General features: G+C 71.0%; 16 protein-coding genes. 11 read left to right on the top strand and 5 right to left on the bottom strand.

Annotated features, from left to right (window positions below):
• Nucleotides 1-30: 30 nt before the first annotated feature.
• Nucleotides 31-894, top strand: coding sequence for an alpha/beta hydrolase (locus tag OG587_RS20580; protein WP_329092673.1), 864 nt, complete (start codon nucleotides 31-33; stop codon nucleotides 892-894).
• A gap of 155 nt (nucleotides 895-1,049) precedes the next feature.
• Here the strand turns inward: OG587_RS20580 and OG587_RS20575 are convergent, their stop codons facing one another.
• Complete coding sequence (locus OG587_RS20575) at nucleotides 1,050-1,784, bottom strand: hotdog fold domain-containing protein (RefSeq protein ID WP_329092671.1); 735 nt, start codon at nucleotides 1,782-1,784, stop codon at nucleotides 1,050-1,052.
• Nucleotides 1,785-2,146: 362 nt separating this feature from the next.
• Nucleotides 2,147-3,508: a glutamine synthetase family protein gene (locus OG587_RS20570; RefSeq protein WP_329092669.1), complete on the bottom strand. Its 1,362-nt coding sequence runs from the start codon at nucleotides 3,506-3,508 to the stop codon at nucleotides 2,147-2,149.
• A 193-nt stretch (nucleotides 3,509-3,701) separates the two neighbouring features.
• Here OG587_RS20570 and OG587_RS20565 point away from each other — a divergent pair, with 193 nt between their 5' ends.
• From OG587_RS20565 to OG587_RS20520, 10 genes are all read left to right on the top strand, one after another.
• Entirely contained in the window at nucleotides 3,702-4,583 is an 882-nt protein-coding gene (locus OG587_RS20565) for a terpene synthase family protein (RefSeq protein WP_329092667.1), read from the top strand.
• A gap of 35 nt (nucleotides 4,584-4,618) precedes the next feature.
• Nucleotides 4,619-5,164 carry an EF-hand domain-containing protein gene (locus tag OG587_RS20560; RefSeq protein WP_329092664.1) on the top strand — a complete coding sequence of 182 codons (546 nt, stop codon included), beginning with the start codon at nucleotides 4,619-4,621 and terminating at the stop codon, nucleotides 5,162-5,164.
• A 71-nt stretch (nucleotides 5,165-5,235) separates the two neighbouring features.
• Complete coding sequence (locus tag OG587_RS20555) at nucleotides 5,236-6,309, top strand: terpene synthase family protein (RefSeq protein ID WP_329092662.1); 1,074 nt, start codon at nucleotides 5,236-5,238, stop codon at nucleotides 6,307-6,309.
• A gap of 207 nt (nucleotides 6,310-6,516) precedes the next feature.
• Entirely contained in the window at nucleotides 6,517-8,481 is a 1,965-nt protein-coding gene (locus OG587_RS20550) for a sensor histidine kinase (RefSeq protein ID WP_329092660.1), read from the top strand.
• 85 nt (nucleotides 8,482-8,566) lie between these two features.
• Nucleotides 8,567-10,048: a BTAD domain-containing putative transcriptional regulator gene (locus OG587_RS20545; RefSeq protein WP_329092658.1), complete on the top strand. Its 1,482-nt coding sequence runs from the start codon at nucleotides 8,567-8,569 to the stop codon at nucleotides 10,046-10,048.
• A 2-nt stretch (nucleotides 10,049-10,050) separates the two neighbouring features.
• A complete protein-coding gene (locus OG587_RS20540) occupies nucleotides 10,051-12,174 on the top strand; it encodes a sensor histidine kinase (RefSeq protein WP_329092657.1) in 2,124 nt (707 codons plus the stop codon).
• Between the two features lie 60 nt (nucleotides 12,175-12,234).
• Nucleotides 12,235-13,278: a TolB family protein gene (locus OG587_RS20535; protein WP_329092654.1), complete on the top strand. Its 1,044-nt coding sequence runs from the start codon at nucleotides 12,235-12,237 to the stop codon at nucleotides 13,276-13,278.
• Between the two features lie 653 nt (nucleotides 13,279-13,931).
• On the top strand, nucleotides 13,932-14,267 hold the full coding sequence (locus OG587_RS20530; protein ID WP_329092652.1) for a hypothetical protein: 336 nt from the start codon (nucleotides 13,932-13,934) through the stop codon (nucleotides 14,265-14,267).
• A 665-nt stretch (nucleotides 14,268-14,932) separates the two neighbouring features.
• Entirely contained in the window at nucleotides 14,933-16,717 is a 1,785-nt protein-coding gene (locus tag OG587_RS20525) for an NAD+ synthase (RefSeq protein ID WP_329092651.1), read from the top strand.
• Nucleotides 16,718-16,780: 63 nt separating this feature from the next.
• Nucleotides 16,781-17,215 carry a hypothetical protein gene (locus OG587_RS20520; RefSeq protein WP_329092649.1) on the top strand — a complete coding sequence of 145 codons (435 nt, stop codon included), beginning with the start codon at nucleotides 16,781-16,783 and terminating at the stop codon, nucleotides 17,213-17,215.
• Nucleotides 17,216-17,256: 41 nt separating this feature from the next.
• On the opposite strand, the gene OG587_RS20515 is transcribed toward OG587_RS20520, so the two are convergent.
• From OG587_RS20515 to OG587_RS20505, 3 genes are read right to left on the bottom strand one after another with little or no spacing between them, the layout of a single operon-like run.
• Nucleotides 17,257-17,553, bottom strand: coding sequence for a WXG100 family type VII secretion target (locus OG587_RS20515; RefSeq protein WP_329092647.1), 297 nt, complete (start codon nucleotides 17,551-17,553; stop codon nucleotides 17,257-17,259).
• A gap of 2 nt (nucleotides 17,554-17,555) precedes the next feature.
• Nucleotides 17,556-19,199, bottom strand: a complete 1,644-nt coding sequence (locus tag OG587_RS20510; protein ID WP_329092645.1) for a hypothetical protein — start codon at nucleotides 19,197-19,199, stop codon at nucleotides 17,556-17,558.
• Entirely contained in the window at nucleotides 19,151-19,297 is a 147-nt protein-coding gene (locus OG587_RS20505) for a hypothetical protein (protein ID WP_329092644.1), read from the bottom strand. The genes OG587_RS20510 and OG587_RS20505 overlap by 49 nt, the downstream gene beginning before the upstream one ends.
• Nucleotides 19,298-19,627: the final 330 nt, after the last annotated feature.

Here is a 19,627-nt window from a genome sequence, read left to right as displayed (position 1 = left end):
GAGGCGGGGCTCCATGCCCAAGGAGAACCGATGAACCCCGTCCTGAGTGATGTCGAGGTCCCCGGCGGCGCGCTGCGCGTCGCCCGCTTCGGCACCGGACCCCGCGTGATCGTGGCGGTGCACGGCATCACCGCCTCGCTCATGGCCTGGGCCGGCGTCGCCCGCAGGCTCCCCGCCGAGTGGTCGCTGGTCGCGATGGACCTGCGGGGCCGCGGTCACAGCGCCGGGCTCCCCGGCCCGTACGGCCTGGCCGGGCACGCCGAGGACGTGAACCTCGTCGCCCGGTCCGCGGGCGCCGAGTCCGGCATCGTGCTCACCGGTCACTCGATGGGCGCCTACGTCGCGGCCCTCGCCGCGGCGGGGCACGACTACGCCAGGGTGGTGCTGATCGACGGCGGGCTCCCGATGCCGCTGCCCCCCGGCGCCGACCCCGACGCGGTCATGGAGGCCACGCTCGGCCCGGCCGTCGCCCGGCTGGACCGTACCTTCCCGAGCGTCGGCGCGTACGTGGACTTCTTCAGGGCCCACCCCGCCTTCGCCGAGGCGTGGACCGAGGAGGCGGAGGAGTACGTCCGCTACGACGCGTCGGGGCCTGAGGGGGCGGTGCGCTCGCGGGTGCGGCGGGAACCGGTCCGCGAGGACGGCCGGTGGCTGCTCACCGAGGGGGAGGCGGTCGGCGCCGCGCTGCGCGCGATCACCTCTCCCCTGTCGCTGCTGCGCGCCCCGAGGGGACTGCTGAACCAGCCGGTCGGCCTGATGCCCGACGAGCTGGCCGCCACGTGGGCCGGGCGGCTGCCCGCGCTGGAGGACGAGGTGATCGACGACTGCAACCACTACACGATCCTCTTCGACGACCGCTGCGCCTCGCTGGTCGCCGGGCACCTCTCCCGCTGATCCCCCGGCGGCGACCCGCACGAGGCGCCGCCGGAGAGGCCATACGGGACCACCGCTGGACGACCGCCCCCCGTGCGGGACACGAGGACCAAGGGCCGGGGCGTCACGCCGTGCGGGTCGCGGGATCCGCGAGGACCGCCCTGGCCGGAGGCGGGTCAGCCGGCCTGGGCGGGAGTGATCCAGGTGGCCTTGGCGGCGGCGACCAGGGTGCCGTCGGCCTCGTAGACGGCGCTCTCGCCGAAGAGCTTGCGGCCCTCGCGGCCGGTGGCTCGGGCGACGACGGAGTAGGCGCCGCCGGGGTAGATCCGGCGGTGGATCCGCACGGTCAGGCGGCCGAGCAGGGCGAAGTCGCCGGGGCCGAAGTGCGCCCAGCCGGTGGGGCAGTCGAGGGCGGCCCAGAGGATCGCGTCGGGGACTTTGCCGTCCGCGTCGGTGATGGTCATCGGGACCCGCCAGCCGGCGGCGACCAGGTCGGTGCCGGGCACCGGCCCCGGGAAGATCCGCAGGCCGTCGCCGGGGTCGCGCAGGCCGCACGCGAAGCAGCCGGGGAAGGCGTGCCCGACGAGACCGGCGAAGCCGCCCTCGGCCCGCGCGGCCTCGTTGAAGGGCACGAAGTCCGGGACGTCGAGCTCCTCGGCGACCGTGATGGCCTCGACGAGGAGCCTCTCACCGTGGGTGAGGGTCGCGGTGTTGGCGAGGTGGCGCAGGGACAGCTCGGTATCCAGTGGCGTGGGTGCGTGCAGCGTGACCTCGACGGCCGAGTCGTGCCGGGCGCCGTGCAACGCCTCGGAGACCGTACCCGCGATCCAGCCTCCGTTCGCGGACCCCTCGGGACCACGGAAACGCGCCGGAACGGTCAGCACGGTCTGCAGCTCGGACGTCGTCGTCATGCCGCACCTCCTGTCGCCTTTATGGCGATCAATCCTCAGAAATCACGTAATGGGACTGACCGATTTTATCGGACTGCTTGTACATACAGCCAACTCGAGATCGATGACACTCTCATTAGCCGCAGGTAACGCCGGTATGACGTTCGGCGGGCGGCCTTGGATTACCCGCCGCGGCAACTCGTCGCCGCGGCGCCCGGATCACGAGGTCCGGCACCCGGCACGACCGCCGCCGGCCGCGTACGACCTGGCCGGGTGTGCGAGCCGGGCGTGACCACCGGCCCCGGGGCGCGCGGCCCTCGCGGGCACGGCGAGCGCCCCGGAGGCCCGCCGTGCCCGCGCCTGCCCGCGAAACCGCGCGGCGGCTAGAGGACCGGCAGGTAGCGGCCGAGCTCGAACTCGGTGACCTGCCTGCGGTACTCGTTCCACTCGGCGCGCTTGTTGCGCAGGAAGTAGTCGAAGACGTGCTCGCCGAGGGTCTCGGCGACGAGCTCGCTGCGCTCCATGACCGCGATGGCCTCGTCCAGCGACTGGGGCAGCGGCTGGATGCCCAGCGCCCTGCGCTCGGCCGAGGTCAGCGCCCACACGTCGTCCTCGGCGCCGGGGGGCATCTCGTACCCCTCCTCGATGCCCTTCAGGCCGGCCGCGAGGATCACGGCGAAGGCGAGGTACGGGTTGCAGGAGGAGTCGAGCGAGCGGAACTCGATGCGGGTCGAGCCGCCCTTGTGCGGCTTGTACATCGGCACCCGAACCAGCGCGGAGCGGTTGTTGTGGCCCCAGGAGATGTAGCTCGGGGCCTCGCCGCCCGCTCCGGCGATCGCCTCGGCGCCGCCCCACAGCCGCTTGTAGGAGTTGACCCACTGGTTGCAGACCGCGGTGATCTCGGCGGCGTGCGTGAGCAGGCCGCCGATGAAGGAACGGCCGATCTTGGAGAGCTGGTAGTCGGCGCCGGGCTCGTAGAAGGCGTTGCGGTCACCCTCGAAGAGCGACATGTGGGTGTGCATGCCGGAGCCGGGGTGCTCGGTGAAGGGCTTGGGCATGAAGCTCGCCCAGATGCCCTGCTCCAGCGCGACCTCCTTCATGACCAGGCGGAAGGTCATGATGTTGTCGGCGGTGGTGAGCGCGTCGGCGTAGCGCAGGTCGATCTCCTGCTGGCCGGGGCCGCCCTCGTGGTGGCTGTACTCGACGGAGATGCCCATCGACTCCAGCATCATGATCGCGTTGCGCCGGAAGTCGTGGCCCGAACTGTGCGGGGTGTGGTCGAAGTAGCCGCCGCCGTCGATCGGCTGGGGCCGCTCGTTGCCCTCCGGCCGGTTCTTCAGCAGGAAGAACTCGATCTCCGGGTGGGTGTAGAAGCTGAAGCCCATGTCGGAGGCCTTCGCCAGGGTGCGCTTGAGCACCCAGCGCGGGTCGGCGTGCGAGGGCGAGCCGTCCGGCATGAGGATGTCACAGAACATCCGGGCCGCGCCCGGCGTCTCGCTGCGCCAGGGAAGGATCTGGAAGGTCGACGGGTCGGGCTTGGCGAGCATGTCCGACTCGTAGACCCGGGCGAAGCCCTCGATGGCCGAGCCGTCGAAGCCGATGCCCTCGGCGAAGGCACCCTCAAGCTCGGCCGGAGCGATGGCCACCGACTTCAGGAACCCGAGCACATCGGTGAACCACAGCCGGATGAACCGGATGTCGCGCTCCTCAAGGGTGCGGAGAACGAACTCCTGCTGGCGGTCCAAGGCTTCTCCTTCATTGCCGACGTGCTGCAACACGCCTAGTGGTCTCCCAGTTTGCCCTCTCAGTGTTTCGCACACGTTACGGGGAAGAACGGTGAGATGTGGCACCGGGACCGCCGCGCCTCCGCGTTCCGGCCCCCCTCTCCTCCTACAGTGTGCGACCGGAGCCGCTGGAAGTTCGATCCGGGGGGAAGCGATGGCACGCACCGAAGTCCACGAACCACCGCACGCGGTCTCGCCGCCGGCCAGGCTCACCGAACGCCTCGCGGCCCTGGCGATGCCCTGCCCCGTTCATCCGTCGGCACACCTGGTCGAGGCCGCGACGTCCGACTGGGCGCGCGCGGCCGGACTGCCCCCCGACCCCGTCGCCTCCCGGCTGGCCGGGAGGGCGTTCGCCCGTTGCGAAACCGGCTCGGTCACGTCGCTGGCCCGCTGGCTGACCTGGATGTCACACCTGCGCCGGGCTCCCGAGGCCCTCACCCCGGTCCTCGCCGTGGCCACGGGCGGCGAGCCGGGCCCGGCACCGCTGGAGCGGGCCTTCTCCGGCCTCTGGACGGCGTGCGCGCCGGGGATGAGCGGCGCGTGGCGCGAACGCTTCACGGCCGGGCTGGCCGCCCAGCGGGAGGCGGTCCTCGGCCGTGGGGCACCCCTGGCCGATGATCGCGCGAAGCCCGCCGGGGGCGCCTTCGGCCGCTACCTGCTCGACCTGGTGGAGCCCTGCCTGGGGGTGGAGGTGCCCGAACGTGTGTGGCGGAGCCCGCCCTGGCGGGCGCTCGTCGAGGCGAGCGGCGACGTGGCCGCCCGGTGCGAGGAGGCGGTGGCCGGACACGGCCAGGCGGACACCATTTTTTTGGAACGCTCCAAACGGGAGGCGGAAGAGTGGACGATCGACAGGGTCGCCACCCGCATGGAGGAGCTGTGGACGGCCGCCCGCGCGGTCCCCGCACTCACGGAGCGGCACGACCTGGGCCTCACCCCCTCCCGCGAGGTGACGCGGGTGGCATGCGCTTTCTTGACCATCCCGAGGGCCTATCTGGAGTGGCTGCTGGAAACACCCCGCTATCGTCACTTACGGTAACTGTTCGATCTCAATAAGTAACGCTGGAGTAAACGATGAGCACCACGCTCCTCAATCACAAGCTCGACCGTGCCTTCGGGCACATGGACGTCGACGGCAGCGGGTCGATCGAGCGCGAGGACCTCCTCGGCCTCGGCGCCCGGATCCTCGTCGGCTTCGGCGAGTCGCCGACCTCGCAGGCCGGCAACAGGCTCGCCCAGGGCTTCGAGGGGATCTGGCGGACCCTGGCCGCGGAGATCGACGCCGACGGCGACGGCTCGATCTCGTCCGAGGAGTTCCGCGCCGGCATGACCTCCGCGTTCATCGAGGGCGACCGGTTCGACGCGGTGTTCGCGCCCGCCGCCGAGGCGGTGGCCGGCCTGTGCGACACCGACGGCGACGGGGCCGTGGGGCCGGACGAGTTCTGGATCATGATGGCCGCGTTCGGCACCCCGCGCGAGGACGTGCGGGCCACCTTCGAGCGGCTCGACGGCGACGGCGACGGCGTCGTGTCCGTGGGCGAGCTGGTCGAGGCGACCCGGCAGTTCTACACGAGCGCCGATCCGGAAGTGGCCGGCAACTGGCTGTTCGGTCCGCTGTAGTGGCCCTCACCCCGACGTTCGGCGAGCCCCTCACCCGTCCCCGACCCCTTCCTAAGCCCTTGCCATCCTCAATGTCCCTTTCCCTGTCCTCCTCCCCGTCTCCCGCCCCCACCGCCTCCGCCGCCTCCACCGAGCCCGCCTCGCCCGCCTCGCCCGCCGGAACGACGGGACATCCCGGGCCGCCGCGGCCCTCCGGGGTGGCCGCGCCCCTGCTGCTGCCCCTCACCGAGCTCGTACCGGTGATGTCGGCACCATGCCCGATGCACCCCTCGGTCGGCCTGATCGGCGCCGAGCTCGCCGTCTGGGCCCGCGAGGTGGGGCTCGAACCTCCCCCTGGCGCCGGGTTCGAGCGGATGGCGGGCCGCGCCTTCTGCGGGTTCGGCGTGGAGTCGGCGCTGCTGTTCGCCAAATGGCTGACCTGGCTGTTCCACTTCGACGACGAGTGGGACGAGAAGCCCGCCGGGCGCGCGGCCGAGATCGTCGAGGCCACCTTCGCGCGGCTCGACCTCGTCGCGCGTGCCCCCGCCCACGCCTCCTCGCCCATCGAGCTGGCCTTCGGCGACCTCTGGAAGGTCACCACCGAGCGGATGAGCACCCGGTGGCGGCACCGGTTCCTGGCGGGGCTGGCGGCGCAGGGCGAGGCCTGCCGTACCGAGGCCGAGAACCGGTGCGCGGGCCGCGTGCCCTCCCCCGCGCAGTACCCGCGGCTGCGGCGGGGCACCGCCGGCCCCTACCTGTTCGACCTGGTGGAGCCCTGCCTGGGGGTGGAGGTGCCCGCGGGGCTGCGCGAGAGCACGACCTGGCGGACGCTGGTGGACGCCTGCAACGACGTCACCGCCTGGTGCAACGACGTCGCCTCGCACCACAAGGAGCGGGCCAACGGCGACGTGCACAACTACGTGACGGTCGCCGCGACCGCGTTCGGGCTCTCCGACACCGCCGCCGTCGCCTGGGTGAACAACCGGATCGCCGCCCGCGCCGAGGACCTGCGGACCTCCGCGCGCCGGCTGCCTGCGCTGTTCGACCGGTTCGGGTTCTCGACCGGCCAGGCCAGGGATGTCAGCAAGGTCGCGTGCGCGTTCCTCACGGCGCCGAGGGCCCAGCTGGAATGGCTCCTGGAGTCCAGCCGGTACGACGTGCCGTGACCGGCCGCCCCCGGGTGGATCCGCCCGTACGCCCGGCCCCGGTGCCGGGTCGGGCACCTCCGGCGTGAGGACCCCCGGCTTCGGCCGGGGGTTCAACGGCCTCTGGACGCCATACGGTATCCAACCGGCTTTGATCACTCGTTGATTAGATTGCGGTCTGCGCCGGTTAAGGTCCCTTCAAGTACAAAATGAAGGGCCTAAACCATCATGCGCGGGCTGTACCGGGTGATCCCGACGGTGACGCCCGTCCAGAGCCGGGTGGCGGCGGTGGTGGCCGCCGCCGCGTCCGTGGCGATGGAGTGCGTCAACATCTGGGTCACGGCGCAGCTCCCGCAGCCCTCCTACACGCCGCTGCCGTTCGCGCCCGAGGACGTGGCCGGCGCCGCGTTCCCCGTCCTCGGGGCGCTGCTGGTCTTCCAGCGGCCCCGGCTGGTCATCGGCTGGCTGCTCTGCCTGGGCGGGCTGTGCTCCGCGCTGAACAGTCTCACGGTGAACCTGGCGCTCCTGGACACGGCGCGGGAGTGGGCGGTCCCGCCGGAGGCGATCTGGGCGGTCGCCGGGGTGAGCTGGAAGCTGACCATCCTCTTCCTGGTCGTGCTGCTGCCGATGCTCTACCCGGACGGGAGGCTGCCCTCCCCGCGCTGGCGGGCGCTGGTCTGGGTCTCCGTCGCCGTCCTGGGCGCCGACGTGCTCGTCATGGACCTCCTGCCCCTCTCCGGGCTGCGGTACACGAGCCTCGCCCCCCACCCGCTGCGGTTCTCGCTGGACATGCTCACCAACGCGGTGATGATCCTGGCCTTCGCCTCGCTGGCCACGCGGTTCCGGCGGGCCGGCCGCGAGGAGCGCGGGCAGATCCTCTGGACGCTGGTCGCGATCGCCACCGTCATCGTCCCCTGGGTGATCGGCAATCCGGTGTGGTGGCTGGCGTCGTTCACGATCCCGCTGGTCCCGGTCGCGATCACCTTCTCGGTGCTGCGGCACCGCCTGTACGGGATCGACACGCTCATCACCAGGGCGCTGGTCGGCGCGGGCCTGGTCGGCGTGATCGGCGGGGTGTACGTGGCGGTGGGCACCGCCTCCAGCCTGTTCCTGTCGGACGTGGACCGGATCGGCGGCCTGTTCGCCGCGCTCTGCGCGGGGGCGTTCCTCCACCCGATGCGGCGGATGCTCCAGCGCGGCGCCGACCGCCTCCTGTACGGCAGCAAGGGCGACCCGGTGGCGCTGGCCGCCGAACTCGGGCGCAGGATCCAGCGCACCGATCCCGCGGGCGGGCTGGCCGCGACCCTGGACGTGCTGCGCGACGGCCTGGCGGTCACCGGTACCGGCGTGCGCTTCCAGGGCGGCTGGCCCGAGGAGGCGACGGTGGGAACGCTGGAGGAGGTGACGCGCGACATCCGGCTGGTCTGGCACGGCGAGCCCGTCGGCCGCCTGCTCATCGGCCCGCCGGGGGCCCGGCGCCTGCCCGCCGCGCACAACGAGCGGGTCATCGCCGCGCTCACGCCGTACGTGGCCGACGCGGCCCACGCGGTCCGGCTGGTCGGCGCGCTGCGGCGCTCCCGGGAGCGGATCGTCACCACCCGCGAGGAGGAGCGCCGCCGCCTGCGCCGCGACCTGCACGACGGCCTCGGCCAGTCGCTCAGCGGGATGGCGATGTCCATCAACGCGGCCAGGCTCTCCCTGCGCGCCTCCCCCGAGACGGCCGAACGCATGCTCGGCGAGCTGCGCTCCGGCATGGACAGCGTCACCAGCGACATCAGGCACCTGGTGTACGGCCTGCGTCCGCCGGCGCTGGACGACCTCGGCCTGGCCGGGGCCGTGGCGGAGATGGCGGGCCCCGGCGTCGCCGTCGAGGTCAGGGGCGAGCTGCCGGGGCTGCCCGCCGCGACCGAGGTCGCCGCGTACCGGATCGTGCAGGAGGCGCTGACCAACGCGCGCAAGCACGCCGGAGCGGCGACGGTGCGGGTGTCGCTGGAACGGGGCGAGGACGACCTGAGCATCCGGGTGCGCGACGACGGGATCGGCGTACCCGCCGGGCGTCGCTCGGGGGTCGGGCTGGCGTCGATGCGCGAGCGCGCCGCCGAACTGGGCGGGACATGCGTGATCACAACGCCCCCCGAGGGGGGAACCGTGGTCGAGGCGATACTTCCGGTGAACTTGAATGTGGAGATCTGACCACCGATGATTCCTTACGGCCTGCGAACGATGGTGAGTATTGCTCTATGAGGTTGGTCCAGGTAGCCCTACCCTTACGCCTGCAATGCTGACATTTCGTGCTCTCGGACCGTTCCAGGCGCGCCACGGTGAGACAGCACTCGACCTCGGAGGCCAGCGCCAGATGGCGGTGCTGGCCCGGCTCCTCGTGGCCGGAGGCCGTGCCGTCCCCGTGACCATGCTCATCGACGAGCTGTGGCCCGGCGAGCCGCCCGCCCAGGCCCTGTCGACCATCCAGGGATACGTGTCGCGGCTGCGGCGCGCCCTGGAGCCCGGCCGCGCGCCCCGGGAGGAGGCCGAGGTCCTGGTCTCCGCCCCGCCGGGGTACGCGCTGCGCGCCTCCCCCGGCCAGGTGGACACCTGGAGTTTCGAGAGCGCGGTCAAGGCGGGCGGCGAGCCCGCCGAGGTGTGGGAGCGCCTGGAGGCCGCCCTCGCGCTCTGGCGCGGCCCGGCCCTGGCCGAGTTCTCCGACCTGCCGTGGGCGGCGAGCGAGGCGGGCAGGCTGGAGGAGCTGCGGCTGATCGCGGTCGAGCGCCGCGCCGACGCGGGGCTCCTCCTGGGACACTCCGGCGCCCTCGTCGCCGACCTGGAGGCGCACGCCTCGGCGCACCCGCTGCGGGAGGAGGCCTGGCGGCTGCTCGCGCTGGCCCTGTACCGCAACGGCAGGCAGGGGGACGCGCTGGGAGCGCTCCGGCGTGCCAGGGTGATGCTCCGCGACGAGCTCGGCCTCGACCTGGGCGCCACCCTGCAGCGCCTGGAGTCCGACATGCTGGCCCAGGCCGTCCACCTCGACCCGCCCGCCGGGACCGCGCGGGCCGCGGAACCGGCGGTGGCGCGCGCGGCCCCCGCCGAGGAGCGGGCGCTGCCGGGGCTGCGGATCGTGGTGGTGGACGACCAGGCGCTGGTCCGTACCGGCCTGCGCGTGGTGCTGGACAGCGAACCCGGCTTCGAGCTGGTCGGGGAGGCCGAGAACGGCGAGCAGGCGATCGCGGTCGTCAGGGAGACCTCCCCCGACCTGGTGCTGATGGACATCCAGATGCCCAGGCTGGACGGGCTGACCGCCGCGCGCAGGATCCTGGCCGACAAGGCGCCGCCGAAGGTCGTCATGATGACCACGTTCGGCACGGACGACAACCTCTACGCGGCGCTGCGGGCCGGGGTGAGCGGGTTCGTCCTCAAGACGTCGGCGCCCGAGCAGCTCATCAGCGCGATGCGGGCCGCGCAGGCCGGTGACGCGTTGATCGACCCCGCCGTCACCACCCGCCTGATCGCGGCCTTCGCCGGGCGTACCGACCCGTCGGCGCCGCCCGGCCTCGCCGGTCTCGGGGACGCGGAGCTCGACCTGATGAAGCTCGTCGCCCGGGGACTGACCAACCGGCAGATCGCCGCGACCCTGGCGGTCCCCGAGGGGGCGGTCTCTCGGTCGGTGGTCAGGCTGCTCGACCACCTCGGGCTGTTCGACCGGGCCCAGCTCGTCGTCACCGCGTACGAGTCCGGGCTGGTCAACCCCGGCGACGTGGGCAGATAGCGATGCGCCCGCGGCCACGCGACCGCGGCCGGACGCTCGACGGTGTCGGTGGCGTGCCCAGGCCGGTCGTCGACGCGGTCACCGTGACCGAGGACGCCCCCGCCTGGCCCGCCACCTCGCCGGTGCGCGGGCTGCCGCTCTCCCCGCTGCGGCTCGCCGCCGTCTCGGCGGCGGTCCTCTCGGTGGGGCTCACCGTGATCGGTCTCGTGCTCCGTCTCGACCTGCCACCCGGGTGGCGGCCGGGGCAGCCCGCCACGCCCGACCTGGCGGCCGGGCTGACGTTCCCCGTGGTGGGCGCGTTCCTGCTGGCCCACCGCGCGCGCCCGGCCACGGCGTGGCTGATGTGCGCGGGCGGCCTGATGTGCGCGGTCAACGCCTTCTCCGAGTCGGCGATGTTCACCCTCGCCGCGGCGGGCGACCTGGAGTCCGCCGGTCACCTCCGCCTGAGCATGGTCACGGGGAAGGCGGTCGGCGGGTTCCTGCTGGCGATCCTGTTCCCGCTGTACTCCCCCGACGGGCGGCTGCCCTCGCGGCGGTGGCGGCCGCTGGCGATGGCCGGCGTGGTCGTGTTCGCGGCGGACCTGCTGCTGAACCTCACCCGCCCGGACCCCGACCCCGCGCTCTACCCCTGGCCGCGGGTCATCCCCAACCCGCTCGTGGTGGGCCCCCTCGCCCCCTACAACATGGCGGCGCGCGAGGTGACCGCCGTCCTGGTCTCGGCCCTCGCGGTCCTGGCCCTGGTCTCCCTGGTGCTGCGCTTCCGGCGGGCCGGCCCCGAGCTGCGCCGCCAGATCGCCTGGCCGGTCTTCGCGTTCGCCGTCTACGTCGCCTTCCTGCTCGCCGGGCCCGCCTGGTGGCTGGCCGGCACGATCTGGACCGGGCTGATCCCGGCGGCCATCGTCTTCTCGGTGCTGCGCTACCAGCTCTACGGCATCGACACGGTCGTCAGCCGCGCCTTCGTCGCCGCCGGGCTGATCGCCGCGGTCAGCGCCGTGTACGCGGTCGGCGCGGTCGCCGGGCTCGCGCTGTCGGGGTACGACCGGATCGGTGGCCTGATGGCGGCCCTGCTCGCCGGGATCATCTTCCATCCGCTCCGGCACAGGCTCAGGAGCCTGGTCGACCGGCTCATGTACGGCACGCACGGCGACCCGCAGGCGCTCGCCGCGCTCCTGGCCAGGGAGGTCCGCGAGACCGAGCCGGCCAACGCGCTCGCCGCCGTCGCCGCCGTGGTCAAGGACGGGCTGAGCGTCACCGGCGTCGCCGTCGAGGTCCACGGGCCCGGCGCCCGGCAGGTCCAGGTCGGCCTGCTGGGCCCGGCGCCGCGCGGGGTGCCGCTGGTCTGGCACGGTGAGCCGGTCGGGCGGCTGCTCCTCGGCTCCCCCGGCCCTCGCAGGTTCGCCGCCGCGCACAACGGCCGCCTGGTCGCGGTGGCCGTCCCGTACGTCGCCGACGTGGCGCACGCCGTGCGGATGACCGCCGACCTGCAGCGCTCCCGGGAGCGCATCCTCACCGCCCGCGAGGAGGAGCGCCGCCGCCTGCGCAGGGACCTGCACGACGGGCTCGGCCACGCGCTGACCGACATGGCCATGTCGATCAACATGGCCAGGATCAGCCTGCGCACCGCCCCCGCCTCGGCGGACAGGCTCCTGCTCGAACTGCGCGGCGGCATGGACGCGGTCAGTCAGGAGATCAGGGAACTGGTGTACGGCCTGCGCCCGCCCACCCTCGACGAACTCGGCCTGGCGGGGGCCGTACGGGCTCTGGCCCAGGAGGGCACGCCGCGGGTCGCGGTGGAGACCGAGGGTGACCTGTCGGACCTGCCCGCGGCGGCCGAGGTGGCCGCGTACCGCATCGCGCAGGAGGGGCTCACCAACATCCGCAAGCACGCGCGGGCCGGCTCCGCGGTGATCTCGCTGCGGCGCGGGGAGTCGCTGGTGGTACGCGTCGAGGACGACGGGGACGGGCTGCCCCCGGGGCCGCGCTCCGGGGTCGGGCTGCTCTCCATGCGCGAGCGGGCCGCCGAGCTGGGCGGCACCTGCGTGATCGGGGCGGCCCCCGGGGGCGGGACGGTCGTGGAGGCCGTGCTGCCGATCCCCGCCGCGCCGGTCGTGGCGGGTCACCTGTAAACCTTTTCGGCCTCTCGGGACTCTAACCAGCCGTTACGGAATTCGTCCGAGGAGATCTTCTTGAAGCACTGGGCCCTGGCCACCGGCGTCGTACTCGCCCTGACGGCCGCCACCACCGCTCCCGCGCTCGCCGAGTCCACCGGGGGCGCCGGAGCGGGCGGGTCCGCCGGAGTCACCGGGATGAGCAGGTCCTCCACCGGGGACACCGGGGTGGCCGGATCCACCGAGGGTGCCGGAGTGGCCGGGGGCGCCGGGGGCGCCGCTCCTACGGCGGCCTCGCACGGGGCGGCTCCCGTCTCGGGCGCCGTCTACTTCCGCCACGGGGGAAGCGGGATCGAGGTGCTGACCCACCGGGGAGGCTGGACCAGCCTGACGGCCGGCGCCGGAGCCTCCGCCGGCCAGTTCGCGGTCGCGCCCGACGGCCGGAAGGTCGCCTGGATCGACGACAGGAACAGGCTGCGCGTCAAGACCACCGGGTCCGGCGCGGACAGGGTGATCGCCAGGAACGCCGCCTTCGGCAGCCCCTGCCTGACCCCGGTCTGGACGGCCGACGGCAGACGGATCGCCTACCCGGTGAAGGGCACGGGCGAGGCGATGACGGTGGCGGTGGTCGGCGCCGACGGCAGGGGCCGGTTCGACGCGGGGAAGACCCTCGGCCCCTGCCACCTGACCTGGTCGGCCGACGGCAGGACCCTCGCCGGGTACGCGGGCGACACCGACGGCGTCCATCTCCTGGACACCAGGCTGCGGATCTCCAAGCGCGCCCCGGGCGTCAAGCTCGCCAACCACGTGGAGAGCCTGTCGCCCGACAGCCGCCGGGTGGTGGTCAACGCCATCGGCGCGAACGCCCAGGGCGGCGACGGCTCCTGGCCCCTGTCGTTCACCCCGTCGATCTACGACACCAAGACCGGCGCGAAGGTCGCCATCCCGGTCAGGGGGCGGCTGCTGGGCGCGCGCTACCTGCGCGACGGCCGCCTGGCGGTCCGGGTCAGGGGCACGGCCGCCAACACGATCGTGGTCCTCTCCCGCTCGGGCAAGGAGGTCCAGCGGGTGACCGAGCCCGCCAGGGCGAAGAACCTCGGGCTGCTCTGGGTCCTCGGCTGACGGGTTCCCCGCCTGAGTTCCCCGGCCCGGAGGAGCCGGCCGACCGGCTCCTCCGGTCGGCCTCGGTGCTGCCCGACACGGAACCCGCCGACTCCTCCGGTCAACCTCGGCGGCGCTGCCCGATACGGAACCCGCCGATCCCGGCGGTCAACCTCGGCGGCGTCACCCGACGCGGATCAGCGGATCCCGACGGATCCCGGCGAATCTCAGCGAATCCCGACGGATCTCAGCCGATCCCGGCGGATCCCGGCGGATCCCGGCGGTCGAAACCGGCCGTCCGGGCGGCGGAGTCCTCAAAACCGGAGTCCCTCACGAACCTGTGAGGGACTCCTCTGCGGCCCGTGGACGCCGCCGGTCGCACGGTTCCCCGATATCGGCCGCTCTCCCCTGCGACGTCACGAATGACATCCGCACCTCGCCGAGATTTTACGGCTCACAACCCGGTGAATGCCCATGTCCAGCAAGAGGCGATATTTTCCCGAAAGTTGCCGCAATAAATAAAAAATAGGCAAACTCCAATCCTTCTTAACTTACTCCGAAAATAAGGAAAAGAGCGCCTAGGTCCTTTAGTCCGAACGGCTCGCCCTATATCTTTCCCCCTAATCATGGCCGTCGAGCGGGCTCCGCTCGCGGCCCGACCAAGGGAGAAACCCATGTATGGCAAGCGACAACTGATGGTGCTCGGTCCGGCGCTTCTCGCGGCACTCGCCCTGGGACCGGTCTCGTTCTCCCATGCCGCACCCGCACCGGATCCCGAACAGGCCGTGACGACAGGCGCTTCACAGAGCGAGACCATGATGGACCCGGCCCCGTCGGCGGAGGACCCGAGGGACTACTGGCGGGGATACAGGAACGGCTACCGGGCCGCCGCGCAGGACTGCCGCAGGCCCAGGACACGGAGCTACGCCGGGCCGCCCAGCGACTACGACAGGGGCTTCCTGGACGGCTACGACGCCGGTTACGCACGCTTCTGCTGGTCGGCGAACTGAGGGCGAACCAAGGACGCCGTCACCGACGGGCGCCGTCACGTCCCGCGATCGTGGTCGGACGGCACCGCCGCGCTCATGGCGGAGCGGGACGAGCACAATCGCAACTATCCCTTTAATCCCGTTTTTTCCATTAATACTATTGATCCAGGGAAATACCAGAAAGCCGGTCGTGAAACCCGGCGGACGGTCTCGCCTGGCGGGTTCGAATGCGCACAGGCGCCGCGGATCCGCGAATGACCTCCTCGAAAGCCCACCGGGCCTCGGTGAGTCCGGCGCAGAACGGACACCGGAGGGAAACAGGACGGACACCGGACGGTCCCACGGCGGACGTTCGCCGTGACGTCGTGTGCCGTTGAAGGAGAGGTGAGGCCTCCCCACCGGAACTGTTGCTCACGAGCTCAGTCCCGCGGGGGGCTTCACGCCCACCTGCCACCGACCATGGAGTACCGGCGAGTCCTTGAGGACCACACTCGCGGGCGACCTCGCAGCGGGAACGAGAAAGAGCCGGAGAGTGACCCGAGGCTCCCGCGGGAGCGCCCGACCGGGGAACCCCGGCAACGGGAGGCGACAGGAGGTCACCGCCGGACGTCCGCCCCCATCCACCGTCCGCCGGGGAGGAATCACCTGAACGGCGGGCTCTGGGCACGCCCCAATAGGATGGCCGCGTGGCTCAACTCCGCATCGCCCTGGCCCAGAGCAATCCCGCCGTCGGTGACCTGGCCGCCAACACGGACAGACTGGTCGAGTGGACCCGCCGTGCCGCCGACCGCGGCGCGCACCTGGTCGTCTTCACCGAGATGTTCCTGACCGGATATCCCGTCGAGGACCTCGTGCTGCGCACCTCGTTCGTTGAGGCGTCGATCGCGGCGATCGAGGAGGCCGCGCGACGGCTGGACGAGGCGGGACTCGGCGAGATCCCCGTGGTGGTCGGCTACGTGGACCGCGCGAAGCTCGCCCCGCGCGTCGGCCAGCCCAAGGGTGCCCCGCTCGACGCGGCCGCGCTGCTGCACCGGGGCCAGGTGGTCGTCAAGACCGCCAAGCACCACCTGCCGAACTACGGCGTCTTCGACGAGTACCGCTACTTCGTCCGCGGCGACCGGCTGCCGATCTTCCGGCTGCACGGCGTCGACGTGGCGATCGCGGTCTGCGAGGACCTCTGGCAGGAGGGTGGCCCCGTCGCGGTGGTGGCCGAGGCCGGAGCCGGGCTGCTCGTGGTGCCGAACGCCTCCCCGTACGAGAAGGAGAAGGACGACGTACGCCTGGCGCTGGTGGCCAGGCGCGCCCGCGAGGCCGGATGCGCCCTCGCCTACGTCAACCAGGTCGGCGGCCAGGACGAGCTGGTCTTCGACGGAGACTCGGTGGTCGTCTCGGCCTCCGGCGAGCTGGTCGCGCGCGCGGCGCGCTTCTCGGAGGAGCTGCTGATCACGGACCTGGAGCTGCCCGAGGCCAGGTACGGAGGGCTCGGCACGTTCCAGGTGGACGCCGGGGACGGCACCGTGATCACGGTGGAGCGGCTGGAGCTGTCGGCCCGCCCCGTCGAGCCGTACGAGCCGCAGGCCCCCACGATCGCCGAGCACCTCGACGACACCGCCGAGGTCTACTCGGCACTCGTCCTCGCGGTCCGCGACTACGTCGCCAAGAACGGTTTCCGGTCGGTCATCCTCGGCCTGTCCGGCGGCATCGACTCGGCGCTGACCGCCACGATCGCCTCCGACGCCATCGGCCCCGAACGGGTGCACGTGGTGCTGATGCCCTCCCGCTACTCCTCCGACCACTCGGTGAGTGACGCGCGGGAACTGGTCGACCGGCAGGGGATCAACGCCAGGACCGTGCCGATCGCCGAGATCGTCAGCGGCTTCGAGAAGGAGATCGAGCTCTCCGGCCTGGCCGCGGAGAACCTCCAGGCCCGGGTGCGCGGCATGATCCTGATGGGCCTGTCCAACGAGCACGGCCACCTCGTCCTCACCACCGGCAACAAGAGCGAGCTGGCCACCGGCTACTCCACCCTCTACGGCGACTCCGCGGGCGGCTTCGCCCCCATCAAGGACGTGCTCAAGACCCTCGTCTGGGAGCTGTCGCGCTGGCGCAACGCCCAGGCGGGCCGGTCGGGCGAGTTCCTGCACGGGTTCGCGGTGCCGCCGATCCCGGAGAGCTCGATCGAGAAGGAGCCCAGCGCGGAGCTCCGCCCCGACCAGCGCGACACCGACTCCCTGCCCGAGTACGAGATCCTGGACCGGCTGCTGTACGACTACGTCGAGAAGGACATGGGCTCCGCCGAACTCGTCGCCGCCGGACACGACCCGGCCCTGGTCACCAGGGTGATCCGCCTGGTCGACCTCGCCGAGTACAAGCGCCGCCAGTATCCCCCGGGCCCGAAGATCACCCCCAAGAACTTCGGCCGCGACCGCCGCCTCCCCATCACCAACCGCTGGCGCGAGACCACCACCTGACATCCGGCCCGTTTCCGGACGTTGGGCTCCCCCACCGCGGAAGCGATCAGTACAGTCGACAGGGTGCGTCATATCGCGGGATGTGCTCTGATACTGCTCCTGGCCGTCGGCTGTAGCACCGGCGGCCCAAGCCTTGACGAGGCCGCCCAAATGCTGGCCCGAGACGCGAAAAAGCTCGAAGCATTTCATCCGGCGGCGAACAAAAAAATCGTCGACAAGACCGGCAGGGACGGCGACGATTTCGCGAGCTGCTCCAACAACGACACCGCGCTCAGGTTCTATCAACTCAGTGGCGATTTCGGTGAAGGCGGCGAGCTCACACCGGCCAAGCGAGCCGATTCGTTCGCCCTTCCCCTGCGAGACGAGCTTAAAAAAACGGCTACGAAGTCGATCGCAATGCCAGCTGGACGCAGCCCGGCCGGAGCATTGTCATACTACGCAAACCGGACCCTGGCATTACTTTCATCGTTCTCGTACAGGCTTCCCAGCCGAACGTAGAAATAATCGGCAAGACCGACTGCCTGTCGGCGACTCGTTGATCACAAAGGTTTGCCAGAAAGGCGAGCCCGCTCCCGGAGCGCCGAGGCGGATCGCCTGAGGTTTCGCGAAGCTCCCCGGCACTGTTCGGCAAGCCTGTTCACATCCGCACTTCTCCGAGAGGTGTCGCGTTCAAAACGCTGAGCGGCAGGCCCCGTCCAGACCGGTCCGTCACCCACCGAACCGACCCTGATGCGGTCCAGGAGCGTCTCAAGATTTTTCACGTAGCCTTCGAAACGGTCGGCCAGTAAATCCTTCTCCTCTGCCTGGCGCAATAATTCGGCCGGTTTCTCTGTCATCGTCACCCTCCGCGCGCTTTGAACGCGTCCTCCAGCACCGGCTCCAGCCGCCCGTAGAACAAGTCCTTGAGCTGGCGGAGATCGGAATCGCCGAGCGGCATCTGCCCGTGGGCCTGGCGGGAGACGTTGAAAACAGTCAGCTGAGAATCAACGAGAACATCGAGCAGATCTGACGCCTCTCCCGGACCGCCTTTGTTCAACAAATCAGTGACAACATCTTTCAGATCGTTCTTCCCCGCCGCGTCGGCCGTCTTTCCTGTTGACGCCCCCATCCATACACCCTTGCTTATCATTTCACCGGTTCCCCATCCGATGAGCGCGTCCACGGGAAGGAGGAAAAGGTCTGCGATGATCCCGTTAACCGCCTCGGCAGACAGATCGGCCTCGTGAAGGCCGGAAAAAAACATCGATGCCAGCGCTCCAGCGTCGACTGCTTTCCCGTAAAATATTTCACGCTGTTCTGCGCGCACGCTCTCGGTTGAAGCATCACCAAACGGGTGATCCTTTCCCAGGTCTAGATCGAGCAGGAATTTTCCATAGCCGGTCTTGAGTGGACCAAGCGTTCCGTGGCCTCGTAGCAGGCCTCCGAAGAATCCTGCGATCTTCTCAGAGTCGAGCTTCTTCCAGCCTTCGCCCAAGGTGATACCCGGCACTCCGTGTCCTTGATTCCAGACGGCGACGAGCTCGGGGAAGTACTGCGACACGTGTTTGGCGAGCACCTGGCCGACAGGAGAAGGAGCGGACGCGAATATCCACTCCCCCTTTTCGTGACCGGAGGTCAGGGAAGGCCAGAAGTTCTTCCTGCTCAGATTGCTGATGATGTTGATCCAGGAGTCGCGGCGGAGGGTGGCATCTCCCGCGCCCGGGGCCAGGGCTCCGTCCAGAGCCTTGGCCAACAGGTGCTCGAAGTCCGTGCCCTCGAGACCGTTCACCACCTCGGGGCGGAGCAACAGCACCGCGTTGTCACCGGTGGTGAGAAACCTCTGAGTCGCCTTCATGTCCTGGCTCAGCGCCTTGGCCAGCCAGTAGACGTTCCAGTCTTTCCCGTCCACCCGCGAGCCGCTGTACTGGAGCAGCTTGGCTCCGGCCGCGAGGACGAACTCGCGTGACTGACGGGCCAGGCCGAGCAGCGCCGCCATGTCCGCGATGGGCAGATCTCCCAATGCGCGGTCGCGCAGATCCCTGGGAAGGGTGCCCGCCGCGTCCGTCGAGGCGAACGCCTCGGCCAGCGGGCCCAGGTCCTTCTTCGCCTTCGCCAGGTTGGCCGGGCTGTAACCACGCGCGTCGTTCTGGTTTCTCGCGCTCACGGCGGCGAAGATCCCCGCGAAAGTGCCGGTGCCCAGCGTGGTAAGCAGTCCCGCGGAATAGGCTGCGTCGGCGGTCCTGCCCTGCCCCTCCCGGAGCGCGCCCTGGACCTTCTCCCAGTTCTGGACGCTGGGGTCTTTCTGGTAGGCCTGCCATGCCGCCAGAGTTCGTTTTCCGGCGAGGGTCCCGGCGGTCCGGGCCGCCGCCGCGTCGCCGAACGCGAACTCCGCCGTCCTGAGGCCTCCCCGCGAAGAGGCGCCCTCGACGCGCTCGATCGTCTGGGTCCGCCAGGTCAGATCTCGCCGCGTCTCGTCGAGAAAGCGCCCGACACCGTCGAGCACCTCGGCACCCGGTCCGGCGGGCAGTCGGTGCCGGCCTCGGCGATGGAGGCCGACAGCGAGGGTCTCAGCGTCCGGACGCGCTGAACGGCGTCGTCCATGGAGGTGATGAGACGCCGTACGCCAGCCGGATCAATGCCGACAAACTCCGCCATTCGACCCGGCCTCCTCGGGGCACAGACGCCAGAACAACAAAGCCTCAACAGATTATCGCCGATTCTCAACAGCTGAAGATGTTGAGAAGAAAAGACTGGCGGCCATCGGGGAAATATGCATCCGGCGGAGCACTTGACCGCGGACCCAAAGCACTTTTCACCGCGTTCCGGATACGCACTTCCTATTGCGGCAACGGGCCATTACTTTTCGTAGTGATCCGATGACGAAGCACGCGCCGGTCCCCCAGTGGCCCCGGCGCGAGAAAGGAGCCCGCG

The sequence above is a fragment of the Streptosporangium sp. NBC_01469 genome (assembly GCF_036227305.1).
In the GTDB taxonomy this organism is placed as follows: domain Bacteria; phylum Actinomycetota; class Actinomycetes; order Streptosporangiales; family Streptosporangiaceae; genus Streptosporangium.
Note: the sequence above shows the minus strand (reverse complement) of the source record. Positions and strands in the feature narration are given on the sequence as shown.

Coding starts and splice junctions, on each gene's coding strand:
- OG587_RS20580 (WP_329092673.1), top strand. CDS start 31: ATGAACCCCGTCCTGAGTGATGTCGAGGTCCCCGGCGGCGCGCTGCGC.
- OG587_RS20575 (WP_329092671.1), bottom strand. CDS start 1,784: ATGACGACGACGTCCGAGCTGCAGACCGTGCTGACCGTTCCGGCGCGT.
- OG587_RS20565 (WP_329092667.1), top strand. CDS start 3,702: ATGGCACGCACCGAAGTCCACGAACCACCGCACGCGGTCTCGCCGCCG.
- OG587_RS20560 (WP_329092664.1), top strand. CDS start 4,619: ATGAGCACCACGCTCCTCAATCACAAGCTCGACCGTGCCTTCGGGCAC.
- OG587_RS20555 (WP_329092662.1), top strand. CDS start 5,236: ATGTCCCTTTCCCTGTCCTCCTCCCCGTCTCCCGCCCCCACCGCCTCC.
- OG587_RS20550 (WP_329092660.1), top strand. CDS start 6,517: ATGCGCGGGCTGTACCGGGTGATCCCGACGGTGACGCCCGTCCAGAGC.
- OG587_RS20545 (WP_329092658.1), top strand. CDS start 8,567: ATGCTGACATTTCGTGCTCTCGGACCGTTCCAGGCGCGCCACGGTGAG.
- OG587_RS20540 (WP_329092657.1), top strand. CDS start 10,051: ATGCGCCCGCGGCCACGCGACCGCGGCCGGACGCTCGACGGTGTCGGT.
- OG587_RS20530 (WP_329092652.1), top strand. CDS start 13,932: ATGTATGGCAAGCGACAACTGATGGTGCTCGGTCCGGCGCTTCTCGCG.
- OG587_RS20515 (WP_329092647.1), bottom strand. CDS start 17,553: ATGACAGAGAAACCGGCCGAATTATTGCGCCAGGCAGAGGAGAAGGAT.
- OG587_RS20505 (WP_329092644.1), bottom strand. CDS start 19,297: ATGGACGACGCCGTTCAGCGCGTCCGGACGCTGAGACCCTCGCTGTCG.